The sequence below is a fragment of the Aliidiomarina sedimenti genome (assembly GCF_003986955.1).
Taxonomy (GTDB): Bacteria; Pseudomonadota; Gammaproteobacteria; order Enterobacterales; family Alteromonadaceae; genus Aliidiomarina; species Aliidiomarina sedimenti.
The window spans coordinates 278,971-298,533 of sequence record NZ_PIPN01000003.1; the positions used below are offsets into that span (position 1 = coordinate 278,971).

At 54.4% G+C, this 19,563-nt stretch carries 21 protein-coding genes; 10 read left to right on the forward strand and 11 right to left on the reverse strand.

Annotated elements, in window-relative coordinates; all coding sequences use genetic code 11:
* Positions 1–232 precede the first annotated feature (232 nt).
* Positions 233–1,600, forward strand: a complete 1,368-nt coding sequence (locus CWE12_RS08315) for an SLC13 family permease (protein WP_126789231.1) — start codon at positions 233–235, stop codon at positions 1,598–1,600.
* 89 nt (positions 1,601–1,689) lie between these two features.
* Here the strand turns inward: CWE12_RS08315 and CWE12_RS08320 are convergent, their stop codons facing one another.
* From CWE12_RS08320 to CWE12_RS08355, 8 genes are read right to left on the reverse strand one after another with little or no spacing between them, the layout of a single operon-like run.
* A complete protein-coding gene (locus CWE12_RS08320; RefSeq protein WP_126789232.1) occupies positions 1,690–3,420 on the reverse strand; it encodes a complex I subunit 5 family protein in 1,731 nt (576 codons plus the stop codon).
* A complete protein-coding gene (locus CWE12_RS08325) occupies positions 3,417–4,910 on the reverse strand; it encodes a proton-conducting transporter transmembrane domain-containing protein (protein WP_126789233.1) in 1,494 nt (497 codons plus the stop codon). The genes CWE12_RS08320 and CWE12_RS08325 overlap by 4 nt, the downstream gene beginning before the upstream one ends.
* Positions 4,907–6,349, reverse strand: coding sequence for a complex I subunit 5 family protein (locus CWE12_RS08330; RefSeq protein ID WP_126789234.1), 1,443 nt, complete (start codon positions 6,347–6,349; stop codon positions 4,907–4,909). The genes CWE12_RS08325 and CWE12_RS08330 overlap by 4 nt, the downstream gene beginning before the upstream one ends.
* The gene (locus CWE12_RS08335) at positions 6,346–6,645 is read right to left on the reverse strand and encodes an NADH-quinone oxidoreductase subunit K (protein WP_126789235.1); all 300 of its coding nucleotides are present in this window, start codon (positions 6,643–6,645) and stop codon (positions 6,346–6,348) included. Before CWE12_RS08335 ends, CWE12_RS08330 begins: the two co-directional genes overlap by 4 nt.
* Entirely contained in the window at positions 6,635–7,561 is a 927-nt protein-coding gene (locus CWE12_RS08340; protein ID WP_126789236.1) for a hydrogenase subunit MbhD domain-containing protein, read from the reverse strand. The genes CWE12_RS08335 and CWE12_RS08340 overlap by 11 nt, the downstream gene beginning before the upstream one ends.
* Positions 7,561–7,878: a cation:proton antiporter gene (locus tag CWE12_RS08345; RefSeq protein WP_126789237.1), complete on the reverse strand. Its 318-nt coding sequence runs from the start codon at positions 7,876–7,878 to the stop codon at positions 7,561–7,563. Before CWE12_RS08345 ends, CWE12_RS08340 begins: the two co-directional genes overlap by 1 nt.
* Entirely contained in the window at positions 7,875–8,144 is a 270-nt protein-coding gene (locus CWE12_RS08350) for an MrpF/PhaF family protein (RefSeq protein WP_126789238.1), read from the reverse strand. The genes CWE12_RS08345 and CWE12_RS08350 overlap by 4 nt, the downstream gene beginning before the upstream one ends.
* Positions 8,141–8,644: a Na+/H+ antiporter subunit E gene (locus tag CWE12_RS08355; protein ID WP_126789239.1), complete on the reverse strand. Its 504-nt coding sequence runs from the start codon at positions 8,642–8,644 to the stop codon at positions 8,141–8,143. The genes CWE12_RS08350 and CWE12_RS08355 overlap by 4 nt, the downstream gene beginning before the upstream one ends.
* 84 nt (positions 8,645–8,728) lie before the next feature.
* On the opposite strand from CWE12_RS08355, the gene CWE12_RS08360 reads away from it, so the two are divergent.
* Genes CWE12_RS08360 through bfr (CWE12_RS08370) form a run of 3 tightly spaced genes read left to right on the forward strand, consistent with a single transcriptional unit; the run spans position 8,729 to position 10,014 of the window.
* On the forward strand, positions 8,729–9,001 hold the full coding sequence (locus CWE12_RS08360; protein WP_241984173.1) for a bacterioferritin-associated ferredoxin: 273 nt from the start codon (positions 8,729–8,731) through the stop codon (positions 8,999–9,001).
* A gap of 26 nt (positions 9,002–9,027) precedes the next feature.
* A complete protein-coding gene (gene bfr, locus CWE12_RS08365; RefSeq protein WP_126789240.1) occupies positions 9,028–9,492 on the forward strand; it encodes a bacterioferritin in 465 nt (154 codons plus the stop codon).
* Between the two features lie 30 nt (positions 9,493–9,522).
* The gene (gene bfr / locus CWE12_RS08370) at positions 9,523–10,014 is read left to right on the forward strand and encodes a bacterioferritin (protein WP_420836633.1); all 492 of its coding nucleotides are present in this window, start codon (positions 9,523–9,525) and stop codon (positions 10,012–10,014) included.
* Positions 10,015–10,083: 69 nt separating this feature from the next.
* Here bfr (CWE12_RS08370) and asnA read toward each other — a convergent pair whose 3' ends face one another.
* On the reverse strand, positions 10,084–11,073 hold the full coding sequence (gene asnA / locus CWE12_RS08375) for an aspartate--ammonia ligase (RefSeq protein ID WP_126789241.1): 990 nt from the start codon (positions 11,071–11,073) through the stop codon (positions 10,084–10,086).
* A 177-nt stretch (positions 11,074–11,250) separates the two neighbouring features.
* On the opposite strand from asnA, the gene asnC reads away from it, so the two are divergent.
* The 5 genes from asnC to CWE12_RS08400 all read left to right on the forward strand — a co-directional run bounded on the left by asnC (position 11,251) and on the right by CWE12_RS08400 (position 15,940).
* Positions 11,251–11,697, forward strand: a complete 447-nt coding sequence (gene asnC / locus CWE12_RS08380) for a transcriptional regulator AsnC (RefSeq protein ID WP_126789242.1) — start codon at positions 11,251–11,253, stop codon at positions 11,695–11,697.
* Between the two features lie 135 nt (positions 11,698–11,832).
* Positions 11,833–12,168, forward strand: coding sequence for an ArsR/SmtB family transcription factor (locus tag CWE12_RS08385; protein WP_126789243.1), 336 nt, complete (start codon positions 11,833–11,835; stop codon positions 12,166–12,168).
* A gap of 25 nt (positions 12,169–12,193) precedes the next feature.
* Positions 12,194–13,237: an ACR3 family arsenite efflux transporter gene (arsB, locus tag CWE12_RS08390; protein ID WP_126789244.1), complete on the forward strand. Its 1,044-nt coding sequence runs from the start codon at positions 12,194–12,196 to the stop codon at positions 13,235–13,237.
* Between the two features lies 1 nt (position 13,238).
* Positions 13,239–14,252, forward strand: a complete 1,014-nt coding sequence (locus CWE12_RS08395) for an ArsJ-associated glyceraldehyde-3-phosphate dehydrogenase (protein WP_126789245.1) — start codon at positions 13,239–13,241, stop codon at positions 14,250–14,252.
* Between the two features lie 80 nt (positions 14,253–14,332).
* On the forward strand, positions 14,333–15,940 hold the full coding sequence (locus tag CWE12_RS08400; RefSeq protein WP_126789246.1) for a Na/Pi cotransporter family protein: 1,608 nt from the start codon (positions 14,333–14,335) through the stop codon (positions 15,938–15,940).
* On the opposite strand, the gene CWE12_RS08405 is transcribed toward CWE12_RS08400, so the two are convergent.
* Positions 15,937–16,377: a DUF3429 domain-containing protein gene (locus tag CWE12_RS08405; RefSeq protein WP_126789247.1), complete on the reverse strand. Its 441-nt coding sequence runs from the start codon at positions 16,375–16,377 to the stop codon at positions 15,937–15,939. The genes CWE12_RS08400 and CWE12_RS08405 overlap by 4 nt on opposite strands.
* 27 nt (positions 16,378–16,404) lie before the next feature.
* A complete protein-coding gene (locus CWE12_RS08410; protein WP_126789248.1) occupies positions 16,405–17,373 on the reverse strand; it encodes a calcium/sodium antiporter in 969 nt (322 codons plus the stop codon).
* 188 nt (positions 17,374–17,561) lie between these two features.
* Between CWE12_RS08410 and CWE12_RS08415 the strand changes: the two genes are divergently transcribed.
* Positions 17,562–19,559, forward strand: coding sequence for a BCCT family transporter (locus CWE12_RS08415; RefSeq protein ID WP_126789249.1), 1,998 nt, complete (start codon positions 17,562–17,564; stop codon positions 19,557–19,559).
* Positions 19,560–19,563: the final 4 nt, after the last annotated feature.

Below are 19,563 nucleotides of genomic sequence, written 5' to 3' on the forward strand. Positions count from 1 at the left end.
ATACAAGCATGACGCATAAGCGCTATTTGTTAAGATTATATTGAATTTCTTGACATAGCTATGTCGGCGGCTGGCCAGGCGTTGCTATAGTGATGGTTTACAATAGGGCGCTGCGGTATCTTTGCCGGTTACTAAAGTGCCGGTTAGTAATGTGTAGGCTACCAAGGTGCCGGTTACTAATGCACCCGTTACGAATGCATCCATGAATAATAAGAAGAGCGGTTCTAACACCATGACAAAAACTATTCATCAAATCGCCGGGCCTGTGGTGGCAGTCGTGGCTTTCTTGTCGGCCATGCTTGGTGGCATGCCGCAACCCGCAGCCTGGACCCTCGGGGTGACGGTATGGGTTGCCTGGTGGTGGATCAGTGAAGCCATTCCGATCCCGGCGACCTCGTTGTTGCCTTTTGTGCTGTTGCCGCTTGGCAACATCATGTCCTATCAGGACGCGACCTTGTCCTTGGGCAACCACGTTATTGTTCTCTTTATGGCGGCGTTTATGCTGGCCCGCGGCATCGAAGCGTCCGGGGTGCATGAACGTATTGCTCTGGGGCTGATTAGTCGGCTTGGGGGGCAGAACGCCAAGCTGATTGTGTTTTCGTTTATGGCGGCGGTGGCGTTTTTGTCGATGTGGATTTCCAACACGGCGTCAGTGCTGGCTTTGTTGCCGGTTGCCGTGGCGATAGCCAGCGCCACCGACAATCACCGCTTTCAAATCGCCTTGTTACTGGGCCTTGCATATGCCGCATCGCTGGGGGGGGTAGCAACATTGATCGGCAGTCCGCCCAATCTTATTTTTGCCTCGGTGTACCAGACCTTTAATGGTGAGGAGTTTGGCTTTCTGCGCTGGATGTATTACGGGGTTCCGATTGTACTGATTGGCTTGCCGGTGATGGCGCTCTGGCTAACCCGTGGTCTGCATCTGGACGAACCCGTGCATTTGCGGGAGGTGGGTGAGTTTAGCGTACAGGAAAAACGGGCGTTGGCCGTGTTTGGTACGGTGGTTGGTTTGTGGGTGTTGCGCTCAGAGCCTTTTGGCGGCTGGATGAACTGGTTTAGCTTGCCAATGATGGGCGACGCGACGGTAGCACTGGCTGGTGTCGTTGCGATGTTCCTGGTCTCTGACGGCAAAGGCGGACGTTTACTTACCTGGGAGCGTGCAGTCGATATCCCGTGGGGAATACTACTGTTATTTGCGGGTGGTATTTGTCTGGCGCAGGGCTTTATGCAAAGTGGGCTGAGCGAAACGATTGGTGGCGCGCTGGCGAACCTGACTGTGCTGCCGACCTTCCTGCTGGTGTTGCTGTTGACGCTCTCGGTGTCGTTTTTAACTGAAATCACCTCCAATACAGCGACGGCCACTTTGTTGATGCCGATTCTGGCATCCACCGCCATTGCCGCTAATCTTCCGCTGGAATTGCTGACGATCCCGGCAGTGGTCGCCTGCAGCTGCGCGTTCTGTCTGCCGGTTGCTACGCCACCGAACTCCATCGTTTTCTCATCCGACATGGTCACCATCAAAGAAATGAGCCGCGAGGGCATGTATCTCAACATCATCCTCGCGGTCATCACCAGCGCCGTCATCTACGTCCTGGTGTAACCCCAACCACGCCTGCATCACCACCATTCAAGATTCAAGCGCGGGGCTTGAATCTTGAATTGGTATGACCAATTGGCCGAATTCAACGATCAAGCCCCGCGCTTGAATGTTGAAAGCAGGGTGAAGGTGATGAGGAGGAGGGCGGCGGCGAGGGCGATGTTGCGCTGGAGGGTGCGCTCGCTGAGCAGGCGGCTGAAGATATGGGTGGCGGCGAGCAGACTGAGTTTGCTGCCCCCCAGAGTGAGGTGCTGCCAACGCTGATGGAGCCAGCTGGCGCTGTCACGGAGTGGCGGATAAAGGCGGGCGATTAAACGCAGTATGCGTTGCAGCGGCCAGACAATATCACCTGCTGGGATGCTCAGCTGAATAAAACTCTGAGATTTATAGGCAACTCCGGCAATAAGGACAGCCAGGCCGAGGGTCCAGGTCGCATCCCATAGTGCAGAGACACTAATCGGGGCCATGAACGGCAGTTGCAACGGTAACCACCAGATTAGCAGCAAACTTGCTATGATCGATCCGGCTACTGCCAGCGTCACGCTGGGCATAGCTTTGTCGCTTGCCTTTTGCTGCCCAAGCAAATAGAGGAAGCGCAGCATGAGCAAGGCCGTGGCAACTGCGGCCAACGTCAGGGCAAATATCAGTTGATCCAGTTGCTGGTTATAGAGGCCGTCTTTCATCAGATACTTGGCGGCCGCGCCTGATGTTAGCGGCGCTCCAGCCAGAGCAAGCGCGGGTAATAAGGCGATCAGAAGCACCGCTACGCGGCTCAACCCGGCGGGGTGCTGAGCCAGACCCACGGTCAGGAACAAGGCGCCTTTGGCAAGGCCGTGATGGACGATATAAGCGACAATCGCAACAGTCAGCGCTGGGGTCAGCTCTGGTCGTAACAGAGCAACCCCTACCAGGGTGGTCATAATCCCCATCTGACTGATACTGGAATAGGCCAGTACCGCTTTCGCCTGGTCTTGTAATGAGCCAACCACACCAGCAACAAAGGCGGCGCCAAGACCTAGCGCAATAATCCACATAGCAAAGGTATCCAGGCGCACCAATTCGGCCGCCTCGCCGGTTAGCGGTAGCATCTGCATCCAGGCAAGCAAACCGGCTTTGATCATGGCGCCACTGAGCACTGCACTGGCCGGGGTAGGTGCTACCGGATGCGCCAGCGGTAACCACATATGCAGGCCAAGTACCCCGGCTTTGACGCCAAAACCAGTAAATAATAACGCGGCGGCGACAAAGCCATAGCTTTCGGTCGCGATGGCAAGAGGGACGTAGTGAAGCATAGGTTCAACCAGCCCCGGCAGCAGGGTCAGAAAACCAGCCAGGATCAGGACTTCACCTATCAGCGCCATAACCAAGTAGACTTTGCCGGCATGCAAGGCTTCACGGCTGGCATTGTGCACCACCAGGCCATAGGCGGCGAAGGTCATAAGGGCGAAGCCAGTGTAAAAGCTGGCGATGTCACGTGCCATAATAAGTGCCAGGTTGCCGAGCATTGTCAGCAACCAAAACAGCAGGAAGCGGCGTAACGCCGGGTCATCGCGCAAATAATCGCGGATAAACAAGCCGCCAAGCAGCCATAATATGGCGGTCATAGCGAGCAGTGGACGGGACAGACTATCCAGCTCCCAGACCACACCGAACAGAATGTAGGGCGCCTGCATGGTGATGTCAGGCGCGACTAGCGCAATTAGCAGCGCTGGCAACGGCGTCAACACGGCATACCAGGGCGCGACGCGAGGTGTGTTGCACAGAGCGACAAAAAGGAACGCGGCCAGCGGTACCAGGGTTGCTAAAATCAGTATCCAGCTCATGACAGGTACTCCCGCACAGCAATCAGTTCAGCCCAGCTCAATGGGCTCCAGGCCGCTGCCGCAAAGACGCCGGCACCGAGACTAAAGGCGGCGGTAATAACCGTCGGCAGCAGTAACCAGGGATTGGTTTCGAAGCGGCCCGCCGGGATTTGTTCGTCCGGCCATTCAGGGGCCGGGCGGGCAAACCAAAGCCGGTAGATAACCGGCAGAAAGTAAGCCGCATTGAGCAGCGAGCTGACTAACAGCACGCCGAGTACCCAATGCAGTCCGGCTTCCATTGCACCCCAGCCGAGGTACCATTTGGAAATAAAGCCGGCTACCGGAGGTATCCCGATCATACCGAAAGCGCCAATGGTAAAGGCGGCAGAGGTCAGCGGCATGCGCTTACCAACCCCGTTGAGATCGCGAATTCTGGTAATACCCAGAGTTTCCGCAAAAATACCGGCACAGAAAAATAGGGTGACTTTCATAATGCCCTGATGGAGCAGATGGACCAGCCCGCCCATGGTGCCAATCGGACCAAACAGACTGAGCCCTAGAATAATATAGGAGACCTGGGACACGGTGGAAAAAGCCAGCCGTTTTTTAATGTCAGACTGACGCAGTGCCTGTATTGAACCCCAGATAATGGTGAACGACGCCACTGCAGCCAGCGGTACCAGCACCCCCAGTTGATAGGAAAACTCGACCCCGAACACATTGTAAATCACCCGCACGACGCCGAAGGCACCGGCTTTCACTACCGCCACCGCATGCAGTAGCGCGCTCACCGGTGCCGGCGCGACCATGGCGGCAGGTAGCCAGCCGTGCAGTGGCACAATGGCCGCTTTAACGCCGAGTCCGGCAATTAGGAGGACAAAAATGGCGGTTAATGCAGGGTAAAGATCGGGCGATACATCACGCAGTACCCCGGTTTCGACAAACTCAGTATGGCCAACCAGCGCATGCAGTGAGGCGATACCCACGAGCAGGGCGACACCGCCACCGATGGTGTAAAACAGGTAGGTGCGGCCAGCCCGGAGCGCCTCGGCCGAGCCCTTATGGACCACCAGCGGATAGGTCGACAGGGTCAGCATTTCGAAGAAAATCAGGAAGGTAAACAGATTACCGGCCATGGAAACGCCCATGGTACTGGCCACACAAAGGCTAAAGAAACCAAAGAAACGACTGCGCTGGGGCGTGCCTTCGAGGTAACCCATGGCATAGATAGTGGTAAATAACCAGAGCAAGGATGACAGGCCGGCGAACAGCAGTGACAGGGCGTCAGCACGCAACACAAAATCGATATCACCCATCAGGGTGAAGCGGGTCTCAAAAGTTTGCTGGTTCGCAACCGCTATAATCATCCACCCGACCAGGGCGATTTTTACCACCGCGGCAAGCAGGTTAAAACTCCCGCGAAGGGCATGACGCTCTTCCGGCAGGGTAAAAATGAACAGCGCCGCTACCAGCGACGTCGCCAGTACTAAGAGCGGTAACCAGAAGTTCATAACATGTCCTCTGGTAAGGTTAGTAATTCAACCGGAATGGCAGCGGCGAAGCCGAGTGCAATCGCGATGGCGGCGAGCAGTAAAGCGCTCAGATCCAGAGCCGGGTGGGTTGATCTGATCTGTGGGTCGGCATCTTTCTGAAATGACACACTGAAAACCCTGAATACATAACTCGCGGTAATCAGGCTTCCGACCAGCAATACCGCGACCCAATGCCATTGCCCGCTTTGAATAGCGCTCTGCATCAACAACCATTTGGCATTAAAACCGCCACTTGGCGGCAACCCCATTATGCTTATGCTGGCGAGCCCGAAAGCGAACAGTGCCAGCGGCATTTTGGCGGAAATACCGGCCATGTCGACAACTCGTTTTTTTCCTACCGCCAGCACCAGCGTGCCCACGGCGAGAAACATCGCGGCTTTGGCAAAGCCGTGCGAGAGCAAATGCAGCATGGTGCCTTGCCAGGCGAGTACGGCGCTCTGCTGCGATTGTCCAATAGCGAGCGGAAAGAGCAGCATTAAATAGCCGAGCTGAGCGACGGTTGAGTAGGCGACCAACATTTTAATTTCGCTTTGCCTGAATGCCTGCCAGCCACCCCAGATTATAGCCAGTGCGCCGAGGGTACCTAGCAACTGCGCAGCACTGACTGGCATCAGGGCATCGCCGGCATCCATCCAGAGACGGGCAAGAATATAGAACGAGGATTTCACCACTAACGCGGACAAGATTGCACTGACCGGCGCCAAAGCACCGCCATGGGCGGGAGGTAACCAGCTATGTAACGGGAACACCGCGGTTTTCATTAGCAGACCAAAGGTCATTAATGCCAGGGCGAGCTGAGTCATTAAATTTGCGTCAAGCAAACTGCTCAGCTGGCCCAGGTCGAGCGTGCCATAGGCGCCGTAGAGTAGGGCTACCCCGAGCAGATAGGCCAGTGAGCCGAGCAAGGCGGCGTATAAATAGCGTAGCCCGGCAGCCAGGGCATGGCGCTCTCCACTTAGGGTCACCATGCCGACGGCCGACAGGGTGAGGAGCTCAAGACCGACATATAAGTTAAACAGATCGCCGGCCAGCCAGATGCCGTTCAAGGCAGCCAGTAAAAACCAGAACAGCGGCCAGAAATAGCGCCTCTCTTTTTCATAGGCCCTGAGGTAAAAAATTGCATAGAAGGCGCACACCACGGCGATCAAAGCGGTCATAGCGAGCAGCGTCACGGTCAGCCCGTCGGCTACCAGGGTAATGCCAAGCGGGGCAACCCAGTCGCCAATGGCATAGCTGGACGCGCCATGCACCTGCACGTTGTTCCACAGCATGGCGGCGGTGCCCAGCTGCAACACAATACCGGCCAGCGCCAGTAAGCCAATTGGCAGCCGGGGCAGCAATAAGCTGAGCAAGGCCCAGGCGAGTGGGATAACCAGCAACAGCGGGATCAAATTCATTGCTGATCCTCGTCCAGTTCGGTACGCCCGCTAAGCTGATAGAAACGACGGAAAATAATTAAAGCCAGGGCGGTGGCGGCAACGGCGACGACAATTCCGGTCAGTACTAACGCCTGCGGAACGGGATCGGTCTGGCGTTGATGCTGAGCCAGCCCAACCAGAATCAAAAATACCCCGGAACCCATAATATTGAAGGCTAAAATGCGGCGGAGCAGATGGGTGTGGCGGATAAAGGTAAACAGCGCCATCGCGATGAGCACCGCGCCGATGCAGGCGAACCAGAAATCAGTTGTCATGGGGCACCTCCTGGCCTGGGCTCTGATTAAATAAACTAAATAAAATCAGACCAATAGAGAATGTTAATACCGCCTCGATAAACAGAATAAACTGCCCGGCGAAGGCTTCCGGGTAGGTTAAGAACGGACGGCCACCGATCATCACACTGGTGGCTACCGCAAGGAAAACCAGGAAGCCGAACGCCAAACCAAGGCGTAGCAGTGATTCGGCGTAACGTTCAATATGGAAGTCAGCCAGTTTCAGCAACACCAGGCCTGCCGCGAGAATGGCGCCGCCCTGAAACGCGCCACCAGGCATGTACGAACCAGCCCATAATACATAGATAGCAACCAGCAGAATAACTGGCGCTAAGCGACTGGTGAATCCAGCCAGCACGGGGTCTCGGTTTGATTGCTCTGTGCTTGTCCGAGCGGCGGCTGCAAGTCCGTCATTTAATGCCATGGCGACAACGGCGGCGACCAGGAGTACGGCGATTTCAAGCAGGGTGTCGTAACTACGAAAGTTGAGCAATACAGCGGTGATCGGGTGCTCAACTCCGGATTCCGGCAGTGATTCAGCGACCAGCTGTGGCAATGAGATACTCGCTTCCGGGCGCGCGTTAAAGCTCAGGATCAATAGCAGAGCAAGCGCAATGCAACAGAGTAAAGGCAACAGCCAGTGGTTACGGGGGCTGTGTTCGTTATGCTGACGTAAGTGGCCAATTGCATCTAATAGCAACACCCCGGTCAGGCCAGCGCCGATGGCCGCTTCGGCCAAGGCAAGATCAGGCGCTTCCAGCCGCACCCAGGTCAGAGCCAGTAACAGCCCGAAGGCAATAAACATAACCACGGAGCGGAACAGATCGCGTGACCAGAATACGCCAGCGGCGCATGCCAGAAGTCCAAGGCCGAGCATACTATCGAAGGCAAATTGCATCAGTCCTGCTCCTCGCTTGTGGTGTCAGCATGAGGCAGCGCATCCGGGGATTGTGCTTTGACGTAATGGGCAATCAGATAGCTGGCGGTGGCACTGGCTGCCAGCACCAATAACCAGATCAGGATCAGCTTGAGCGCTTGCGGCAGGCTCTCGGTGCTAGGTAACAGGCCCAGCATGAGTAGCCCGAGGCCCAGATTGTCAGCCTTGGTGATGGCGTGAATACGGGTAAAGGTATCCGGAAAACGCAACAAACCTAGGGTACCGACAATAAAAAACAGGCAACCGGCACCCACCAGCAGGTATTGCAGGTAAATCATTCTGGCTCCTCCGCTTCTGGGCGGGCGCGACGCACGAACGCAACCATGGCGACCACGGCGAGCAACGCCGGCACCAGGGCGACGTCGTTTAACGCCGGTGTCTGCATGGCCTGGGCCAGCAATAGCAAAATCGCGACGCCCGTGGTGCCGAATAATTGCGCCGCGAGCATGCGGTCCGCAGGGTTTGGCCCCCGCCAGATACGGATCAGGCCAGCCAACAAGGTCACCAGAAGGAGCGCGGCGACCGTCCACCAGAAAGCCGTCATGACTGAGCCTCCTTGTTTAGCGACGTGGGCGGTATTGCTGCTGGCGGCAGCGAAAACAACCGCGCGATGCGGCGCTCGAGTCGGCGGCAGTCCATAGCGATATCGGCGTTGGTGTCGAGTACGTGCAAAATGACCTGATCGTGGTCAAAGTCTGTGCATAAGGTGCCGGGGAACAAACCGACGATGGAGCCAAACAGGTAGCGCGCGGTGCCTGGCGGCAATGACGTGCGATAATACAGGGTGCCAGGATTGATCGCAGGACGGATACGAAGCGTCCGCACCGCCACATCGACCCCCGCTTTGAGTGATTGGGCCAGAAAAAAAAGTGCAAACAGCGGCACCTGTAACCAGTTGATCCGTTGGCTATCAGGGTGGTGCAAACGCGTGGCGACATAGCTGGCCAGCAATACGGCCGGGCCACCAATCCACCAGGCTTGTGCTCCCTCAGTCAGGATCCACCACAAACTACCTGTTAAAAGCACCGATACGAAAAAATGCATAGCCGCCTTGATACTTAAATTTCAACCAGTTAGCTGCTAAGCGTAGCGTAATTTGAAGTAACGGTGAAATTGAGTTTGCGAAATGTGTTTGATAACGATTCGTATTTATGCTTAAATTCAGCCATGTATGTATGTTTATGTAAAGCCGTCACCGACAAAGACATTCAGCGCGCCGTGCAAGCGGGGGCGAGCAGTATGCGCTGCCTGCGCCAGGAGCATGGGGTTGCATCCCAGTGTGGCCGCTGTGCCGGGCATGCTAAAGAGGTCCTTGACGACGCACTGCAACAACAAGCACCAGTCACCGAGGCAACGGTAACGGTTGTCACAGGTACTGGCTCAGGCGTATGCTATCCTTAACAGAAAGTTGTTAAGGAGAGCGCTTGATGCAAAACGATCCCGAAATTCTCAGTGCGTTAAACCGCGTACTGACCCGCAAGTTAACCGCAATTAACCAGTATTTTCTGCATGCACGCATGTATAAAAACTGGGGTTTCTCTGAACTTAATTCCACCATTTATAAAGCCTCGATCGCTGAGATGAAGCATGCTGATGTGGTCATTGAGCGGATCCTCTTTTTGCAGGGGCTGCCCAACCTGCAAGAGCTGGGTAAACTTTATATTGGCGAAGAGCCTGCGGAAATGCTCAAGCTCGATTTAAAAGTGCAGACCGATGATTGCGCTTCGATACGCGAAGCGATGACCTTGTGCGAAGAGCATCGCGACTATGTGTCCCGTGATCAGCTTGGTGAAATCCTGGAACAACAGGAAGCGCATCAGGACTGGTTAGAGACACAGCAGGACTTGATTACGACGTTGGGCGTGGAAAAATATTTGCAGACCAAACTGTAAGTTTTGCGCAGTCTGGTTTTAGGAGGAAGTATGGCGAACACAATGAATGGCGCGATGAAGCAACCCGAGGAAGTGGTTAAGTTACTGAATAATTTACTGTCCTACGAGCTGACTTCAATCGATGAGTATACCGCCCATGCGGCAAAGTTTGATGACTGGGGCTTTAGTAAACTGCATGAGCGTATTGCGCATGAAGCCGACGATGAACGCAATCACGCAAAGATGCTAATGGACCGGATTATTTTTCTCGGTGGTACCCCAGACATGCGTACCCGGGTCGAGTACCCGGTCGGTGAAAGCGTACGCCAGATGCTCGAAGTTGGACTTGAACTGGAGCGTGATAATGCACGCACCTTGAAGAAGGTGATTGCTTTTTGTGAAGAGAATCAGGATTTTGTTACCCGCCGTATGCTGATTGAAATTCTTGCTGATACAGAAGAAGATCATGCCTATTGGCTGCGCCAGCAGCTTGAGCTGATGGAAAAACTTGGCGAGCAGGTTTACCTGCAGGCGCAGCTATAGGTTTTCTGTTTGCTGGTGTGCTTGCATGCTTGCGTGCTTGCGTGCCAGGTTCCTGATTCCAGGTCCTGGTTAAAGCAACTCGGTGTGCTCGGCGCGGGTTTTCTCGCACCAGACACCGGGTTGAACATAACCGATATGGGCCTCCTCCATCAGAAACATACACACCCGGGACTGCCCGATCCCACCTCCGACCGATGCCGGTAAATGCCCGTTTAATAATGCTTGATGCCAGGGTTGCTCCGCAGCCGCTTCGCGGCCAGCTAATGCGAGTTGCTTAATCAGGGCGGAGGCATCCACACGGATCCCCATGCTTGACAGTTCAATGGCGTCGTCAAGGACGTCACTCCAGACCAGAATATCGCCGTTTAATCCTTGTTCGCCGTCTTCATCAAGCGTCGTCCAGTCGTCGTAGTCGGGGGCGCGGGCGTCGTGGCGCTGGCCATTACTGAGGGCGGCGCCAATACCGCTGATAAAGACGGCTTTGTGGCTTCGGGTGAACGCGCGTTCGCGTTCTTTGGGCGAAAGTTGCGGGTACTTCTGCAGCAAAGCTTCGGTACTAATAAAGGTTAACGATTCAGGCAATTGCAGCTGGCTTGGGTAGATGGTTTGAACCTGGCGGTGAGTTTTCAGCAGCGTCTGATAAACGGCACTGGCCGCTTGCTTCAATTGGGCACTGGTGCGTCGGCTCGGGCACAACGACTGCTCCCAATCCCATTGGTCGACATACACCGAATGCACCGCACTGAGCTGCTCTTCGTCAGGGCGCAGGGCTTTCATTTGGGTGACGATGCCTTCGCCCGGCTCAAAGCCATAGCGAGCCAGCGTTTGGCGTTTCCATTTTGCTAAAGAGTGGACCACTTCATAGCGGGTTTGCAGGCTGCGAACGTCAACGGCCACTGCTTTTTCATGGCCGGATAAGGTGTCCTGAATACCGTCACGCGGATCCGTTAGCAGTGGAGCCTGGACTTCGGTCAGGTTGAGTTCGTCACACAATAGCTCGGTAAAAAGCTGTTTGATATAGCGGATTTGTTGCTGGCGGTGGAGGAATTTGCGTTTCATCTGGGTCGTCTCGCTGGTTGCTGGGTTTAAATGTTGTTCTGATTCAGCATTGTCTATGGCGGGGATTTGTTCAATAGTGTTTAATTAAAGTCCGTTTCGGTTGTTTGTATTTGTTAGTAAATGGCCTTATTTTTATTTTCTATCTAATTCAACCCGCTTAATGGAGATGGATTTTAAATGATCGACAATTTGGACCAGGCGATTTTGCGCACCTTGATGGGCAACGCGCGCATTTCTTACGCAGAAATTGCCAAACAGAACCAGGTTAGCCCGGCGACGATTCATGTGCGGGTGGAGAAAATGCGTCATTCGGGGATTATTAAAGGCACCCGGTTGAAAGTCGATGCGCGCAAACTGGGCTACGACGTAACCTGTTTTATTGGCATCATTCTTAAGCAGGCGGGCGACTATCCGAAAGCCCTGGCAAAGCTTGAGGCCTTGCCGGAAGTGACGGAAGCCTTCTATACCACCGGGCAGTACAGTATTTTTATTAAAGTCATGGTGAAGAGTATTGATGATCTGCAGCAGTTGCTGATTGAACGTATTCAGCCGATTGACGAAATCCAGTCCACGGATACGCTGATATCGCTGCAGAACCCGATTGCCCGTGATATTGCGGTGTAAGGTTAGGTTAGCGGTGTCATTGCGTTGTCATCAGGAAGGGCTATAGTTTTCTTTATAGCTGGATATGCATATATACGTATATGTGTTTAAATGCATATGCGCCTATCTATATATCCGTATGCAAAGGAGCTCATTATGGACCCTGCGGCTACTCTTAAATTACTGGCTGACCCGACCCGCCTGGCGATCATGCTGCTGTTAGCGACAGAAAAAGAACTCTGTGTCTGTGAGCTGGTGGCTGCACTGGATGAGTCTCAGCCGAAGATATCCCGCCACTTACGATTATTAAAAGACGCCCGATTGATCTGCGACAGACGCCAGGGTCAATGGATGTTCTACGCTTGGGCGCAGGAACTTCCGGATTGGGCAGCGCAATTGCTGGACAATCTACGTTTGCAGTATCAGCCACAAACCTGGCAACAACTGGCGCGGGTTGAACAGATGCCGTCACGCCCTGAGCGTTGTTGTTAATTATTGAATTAGGGAAGTTTGGTTAATGGGACTTTTTGAACGCTATTTGTCGCTATGGGTGGCACTTTGCATTGCAGCAGGCGTCGCCTTGGGGGTAGCTTTTCCTCAGGTGTTTGAGGCGTTGGCGCAGTTCGAATTCGCCAGTGTGAACCTGGTTGTCGCGGTGCTGGTGTGGGCGATGATATTCCCGATGATGACGGCGATTGACTTGAGTTCGCTGCGGGCGGCAACCAAACAACCGCGCGGGCTGGTGTTAACGCTGGTGGTCAACTGGCTGATTAAACCATTCACTATGTTTGCACTTGGTTACCTGTTTTTCCGCGGTTTGTTCTCCAACTTAGTCAGCGCTGATGATGCCAGTCAATACATTGCGGGCATGATCCTGCTCGGTGTGGCGCCTTGTACCGCCATGGTTTTTGTCTGGAGCCAGCTCACCCGCGGCGATGCGTCCTATACCTTGCTGCAGGTATCGGTCAATGATGTGATTCTGATTTTTGCTTTTGCACCCATTGCAGGCTTTCTACTCGGTATTACCGATCTGACGGTGCCGTGGGATACGCTGCTGCTGTCTGTGGTGTTGTATGTGGTGCTGCCGCTGTTGGCTGGTGTGCTGGCACGCCGTTGGTTGCTTAAGCGCGGTGGCTTGCAGGCGCTGGAAAAATTTCAGCATGGGGTCAAACCATTAGCTACCGGCGGTCTCTGCCTGACGGTGCTGATGTTGTTTGCCTTTCAGGCGCAAAGCCTGATCAGCCAGCCGTTCGTGATTGTTTTAATTGCTATTCCACTGATTATACAAACCTACTTAATATTCGGCATCGGCTATGTAGGGTCCTATCTGCTGCGTTTACCGCATCGCGTGGCGGCACCTGCATGCTTGATTGGCACCTCTAACTTTTTCGAACTGGCGGTTGCTGTGGCCATTTCTGTGTTTGGTCTTACTTCGGGAGCGGCGCTCGCCACTGTGGTGGGTGTCCTCGTAGAAGTGCCAGTAATGCTATCTTTGGTATATCTGATGAATAAATTAGCGCCGGCAACTGATCGCCGCGCCCACCAACAAGAAGGAAAGTGACATGAGCAAGAAAACTGTAAAAGTTGGCATCAATGGATTTGGACGCATTGGCCGCCTGGCGCTGCGGGCTGGGTTTGGTGCGGATAATATCGAGTTTGTGCAGATTAACGACCCTGGTGCGGACGCGGCAACCATGGCACATTTACTCGAGTTTGACTCAGTCCACGGACGCTGGGGAAACGATGTAAAAGGGGCCGGTAGCACGCTGAAAATTAATGGCCGTGAAATACACTGCACGGCGGAAAAAGAGATTAAAAAGACCGATTGGTCAGGCTGTGATTTAGTGATTGAAGCCTCAGGCGCCAATAAAACGGCTGACGTGTTGCAGGCGTACTTGGACCAAGGCGTTGAGCATGTGGTGGTAACGGCACCGGTGAAATCGGATGGGGTGCCTAACATTGTGGTCGGCGTGAATGACGAGGATTTCGATCCGAAAGTGCATACCATTGTCACTGCAGCATCCTGCACTACTAACTGTCTGGCGCCGGTAGTGAAAGTGGTTAAAGACAACTGGGGAATTAAACATGGCAGCATGACCACCATTCACGCGCTGACCAACACCCAGACCATACTCGATGCTCCCCACAAAGACTTACGCCGGGCACGGGCCTGTGGTATGTCACTGATCCCAACGACGACTGGCTCAGCAAAAGCAATTACTGCAATTTTTCCGGAGCTTAGCGGTAAAATCAATGGCCATGCGGTACGTGTTCCACTAGAGTGCCCATCGCTGACCGACATGGTATTTGAGCTTGAAAAGCCAGCCACAGTCGACGAAGTCAATGCCGCGTTTGCCACAGCCGCCGCCGGCGAACTGGAGGGCATCCTCGGTTACGAAGAACGACCACTGGTCTCGATTGACTACAAAACCGACCCACGCTCGTCCATTGTTGACGCATTGTCGACCATGGTCATCAACGGCACCCAACTAAAAGTCTACGCCTGGTACGACAACGAATGGGGCTACTCCATGCGCGTCGTCGACCTGGTCAAACGCATCGCACAAATTCAATGATCAAGCGCGGGGCTTGATCGTTGAATCTGCCTTTTACAATTCAATGTTCAAGCCCCGCGCTCGATCGTTGAAAGGTGGGGATGATGAGTTTTACGGACTGGGCGATGAGTTTGGGTGGGCTGGGGTTTTTGTTGCTGGGAATGGCAATGATGACCGAGGGCCTGAAAGCGGCTGCGGGGGATTCCCTGCGCAGTATTCTCGAGCGTTCGACGCAGACCCGGCCGCGTGCGTTGCTGACCGGCTTTACCCTGACCGCGGTGGTGCAGTCGTCCAGTGCGGTGATTATGACCACACTGGGCTTTACCAACGCCGGTATGTTGACCATGCGCAAAGCCGCCTGGGTGGTATTTGGCAGTAATGTCGGCACTACAGTCACCGCCTGGATCGTTGCCTTAATCGGACTTAAAGTGCGGGTTGATGCCGCGGCGCTGCCGATGATCGGCGTGGGAATGCTACTTCACCTGTTCCTGCAGCAAGGCCGGCTGAAGCACCTTGGCTTCGCGCTGGCGGGCTTCGGTATCCTCTTTTTTGGTCTGGGTACACTGCGCGACGCCTTTGATAACATTGCTGATGTAATTCCGGTCGAGCAGATTGCCGCAGCGGGCGGCTGGGGGATTGTAATAGGCGTTTTGGGTGGTGCGCTGTTAACGGTTTTAATACAGTCGTCCTCCGCCTCCCTGGCGATTATTCTGACCGCGGCGGTGACCGGTGTGTTTACTCCCATGGTGGGGGCTTCATTGGTTATAGGGGCCAATCTCGGCACCACCGGCACCTCGCTGCTGGCGGCAATTGGGGCGACTGCAAATGCCCGGCGTCTGGCGATGGTTCACGTCAGTCAGAAGGCCTTTACCGGTCTTATTGCCTTGCTTCTGCTGTGGCCGATGTGGCTGTTAGTCGATTACATTGCTGATCACACTGGCGGCACTATTACCACCGCGCTGGCGCTTTTCCACACCCTCTTTAATGTCCTTGGTGTGCTCCTTATGTGGCTGTTTTCTGAGTATTTGTTTCGGCGCGTTGAACGCTGGATCAAACAGCCGGAACTCAGTTCAGACAAACCCAGGTATCTCGATAAAACGGTGCTGTCGTCCCCCGCAATGGGCGTAGCAGCGATGCACTCTGAGCTTAAGCGCGTATTTAAGCAGTTGCTACGGCGCGCACGCAATATATTGCAGTTAAGCGAAGACGAGCGCGATGGTCACGACGAAGTGAATACGCTGGCGTTGCTCGAGCGAATCGAGGAGTTTGGTGAAGCATTGACCAGCCAGGCGAATCTGGCAGGAAGCGCCGAGACGTTTCTTAATTTAAGCTGGGCGCAGCAGGAGCTGCGTGAACTCAGACTGAATTTAAACGAGCTGCGTAAACGTCCGTTTGAGCGCTTGCACGGCGCTATACCGCCTGAGTTACTGTTGCAGTTTTCAGATCTACTTGGAAGTGGCCAATTAAAGGCGCTGAGCGGCAATCATCGGGAGCAAGCACTCGCCAACATCGCCACGATTCGTAGGCTGACCCGACGTCAGTTATTGGCAGAGATTGAGAATGGTACTCAGAAGGCGACCCGGGTAACCGAGTATCTGGCTATTATTGCGCTGTGCGAAGACAGCGCGAAGCGGGTAATCCGGATTGCCAATATTCTCTATCCCGCGCCAACGGAGCCTGTAGCAACGGAGCCTGTAGCAACTGCCTAGCCGACGGCACGCTCGGATGCGATGGCAATGAACCAAAGAAAGTGGGTGCCGGTAACGACAAAAGTAATCGGGCGGCGCATTTTCTGATACCAGTCCTGGGTTACCGCTTCGACATCGTAGCGTAGCCAGAGTATGTAGAATAACCCCAATACAACCAAGGCAACCAGCGCCGGTGCGAAGGCCACAGCAAGCCAGCCGACCAGCGAAGGTAGCATGCAGATTAACAAGCGGCCCTGCGGTTTTTCCATCTCGCCGGCCATGATCAGACCCCAGTGGATGCCCCCCAGAAACGACAGTATCACGGCGCTGTAGGCAAGAAACGCCTGCAACGCGAGCCCCTGATAGATGCCGACAACGCCCAGCGCAGCGAGCAAAATAAAAGGCGCTAAACCGGCCCAGGCAAGGCGAATCGCGGTTTGTTGAGTAACATCGTTCATAGCGGAATCCCGTTTAATTCAGCGTGGTTAGCTACTGACCTGAGAGGTGAACAACCAGACCATGTAGGCGATATAAAGCAGCAGTAGAACGGCACCTTCAACGCGGTTGATACGTCCTTTGCCGCCGCGGCCTAAGCCGAAAATCAGCAGCACTGCAGTCAGCACCATCATGGTCGCCCAGTCGCGGGTAAACACATCGTAGTCGAACTCTATCGGCGTGATAGCACCGGCGATACCGACCACCGCCAGGGTGTTAAAGACGTTTGAGCCGAGGATATTACCCAGCGCCAGATCGTGTTCGTTTTTGCGCACGGCGGCAATGCAGGACGCCAGCTCGGGCAGCGAGGTACCAACCGCGACGATGGTGAGGCCGATAACAAGCTCACTGACGCCAAAGGCTTCAGCGATATCAATCGCACCCCAGACGAGGATGCGTGAGCTGAGTACCAGCAACACCAGGCCGACGACAAGCCAGATAATTGATTTAGCCAACGGCATGGGGTGACTGTCGAGTTCAGCTTCGCTTTCGCTGCTCAAAATATCATCGCCCTGTTTGCTCAAACGAATCGCCCAGATTAAAAATGCGGCAAATAAACCAAGCAGTATCCATGCTTCCCAGCGGGTGATGATACCGCTTTGCAGCTGCCAGCCAGCGACCAGCATGACCACAAAAAGAAGTGGAATCTCGCGGCGCAGAACCCCGGAAGTCACTGAAATTGGAAGAATAATTGCAGTCAGACCAAGTACCAGTGCAATGTTCGCAATATTTGAACCGTAGGCATTACCCAGGGCAAGATTCGGCGCGTCGTCGATTGCCGCCATTGCCGACACCACCATTTCCGGGGCTGAGGTGCCGAAGCCAATAATCAGCATACCGATCAGTAATGGCGACATGCCAAGGTGACGAGCCGTCGATGAGGCCCCGTCAACAAATCGATCCGCACTCCAGGCCAGTAATGCCAGACCGACGATAATTGCAGCGATTGGAATCCACATAATAATCCATTGGTTTACTAATATATGCCCTTAACTATACTGTAAAGCCTAAAACGAACCTATATAAAATCAACTGTTTGTTGAGTAAATCAACGATCGGGCGCGGGGCTTGATCATTGAATTGGTCGCACACATGGGTAGCCAATTCAAGATTCAAGCCCCGCGCTTGAATCTTGAAAGGGGGAAAAATGCAGCATGATCCGGAAAAGTCCCAAAAGGGGTTAATAGTTAAACCGAACCTGGTGATGAACCCGCCCGTGTTTATTGGTTCGGGTTTGATTGCGGCGATTTTCGTTATCGTCGCGATGGTGTGGTCTGATGAATCCGAGGCCTGGTTTGACGCGATTCAGGGTTGGGTGATAGAAAAAGCAGGCTGGTTTTACATCCTGTCAGTCGCTATTTTCTTAATTTTCGTGATTGTACTGGCGCTGTCCTCGTTTGGGCGCATCAAGCTCGGCCCGGATCATTCTGAGCCTGACTACAGTTATGGCTCCTGGTTTGCCATGCTGTTTTCTGCCGGTATGGGCATCGGCCTGATGTTCTTTGGCGTCGCTGAACCAGTCATGCACTATGTGGCACCGCCGACTGGTGATGCTGAAACGGTGAACGCCGCGCGCGAAGCAATGAAGGTGACATTCTTCCACTGGGGCCTGCATGCCTGGTCGATCTATGCGGTGGTAGCTTTGTCACTGGCGTACTTTGCGTTTCGCCATGGCTTGCCGCTGACCATACGCTCGGCACTGTACCCGTTAATCGGAGACCGTATTTACGGGCCGATTGGCCATGCGGTGGATATTTTCGCGGTGGTCGGTACCCTGTTCGGGGTGGCGACGTCACTTGGCCTGGGGGTAATGCAGGTCAACGCGGGGCTTAACTTCCTGTTTGAGGTGCCTGTTGCGCTCTGGGTGCAGGTGCTGCTTATTATCGGTATCACCATTATCGCAACCGGTTCGGTGGTAATGGGGCTGGATGGCGGTATCCGTCGTATTTCCGAGCTCAACCTGATTCTTGCGGTGGCATTGCTGGCCTTCGTTCTGATTGCCGGACCGACGGTGTATCTGTTGCAAACGCTGGTGCAAAACATCGGTGCCTACACCTCCGATATCGTCAATATGACCTTCAATCTGTATGCCTACGAGCAAAACGACTGGCTTGGTGGCTGGACGCTGTTCTACTGGGGCTGGTGGATTGCCTGGTCGCCGTTTGTCGGTATGTTTATCGCCCGGGTTTCACGCGGCCGCACCATTCGTGAGTTTGTAACGGGCGTGCTGCTGGTACCCATGGGCTTCACCTTTATGTGGATGACCTTTTTTGGGAACACCGGGATCAATATGATCCTGGAACAGGGCATTAGCGAGTTGGGTACCGCGGTCATGGCCGACGAATCCCGTGCGTTGTTCCAGTTCTTCGAGTATCTGCCGTTCTCTACTATTGCCTCGGTGGTTGCCACGATTCTGGTTATCACTTTCTTCGTGACCTCGTCGGATTCTGGTTCCCTGGTGGTGGACATGCTGACCTCCGGCGGCACCGAGGATGACTCGCCAGTGTGGCAGCGCATTTTCTGGGCGGGGCTGGAAGGCTTACTGGCGATTGCCTTGCTGATAGCAGGGGGGCTGGGCGCACTGCAGACCGCGACCATTGCCTCGGCACTGCCGTTTACGGTGGTGATGCTGCTGATGTGCTGGGGTTTAATCCGCGCACTGCGCTTAGAAGTGGTGAAAAAAGTGTCACTGCGCCAGGCCACGTTGGCCCCGGTTGCCGACACCGGACACTGGAAGGCACGGCTGAAGCAAATTGTTGATCATCCGCGGCAGGACAAAGTGATCAACTTTATTCAGAGCACGGTGCGGGAAGCCATGGAGTCCGTTGCAGCAGAGCTGAAAGCACAGGATATGCGTGTTGTGCTTGGCGATGATGAAGACGGACGCTATTGGATCCAGACTGAGCATGGCGACGAAATGGACTTTTTCTATTCCGTACGGCCGCGCGCCTATAGTCCGCCTAGCTTTGTAATGCGCGACATCGCTAAAAAACGTGATGCTGAGCTGAAATACTTCCGCGCCGAGGTTCACCTGCGCGAAGGCGGTCAGGACTATGACCTCTATGGCTGGAGTAAAGACCAGGTTATCGCGGATATTGTCGACCAATACGAGAAACACATGCACTTTCTGCACGTGGTGCGTTAAGGGT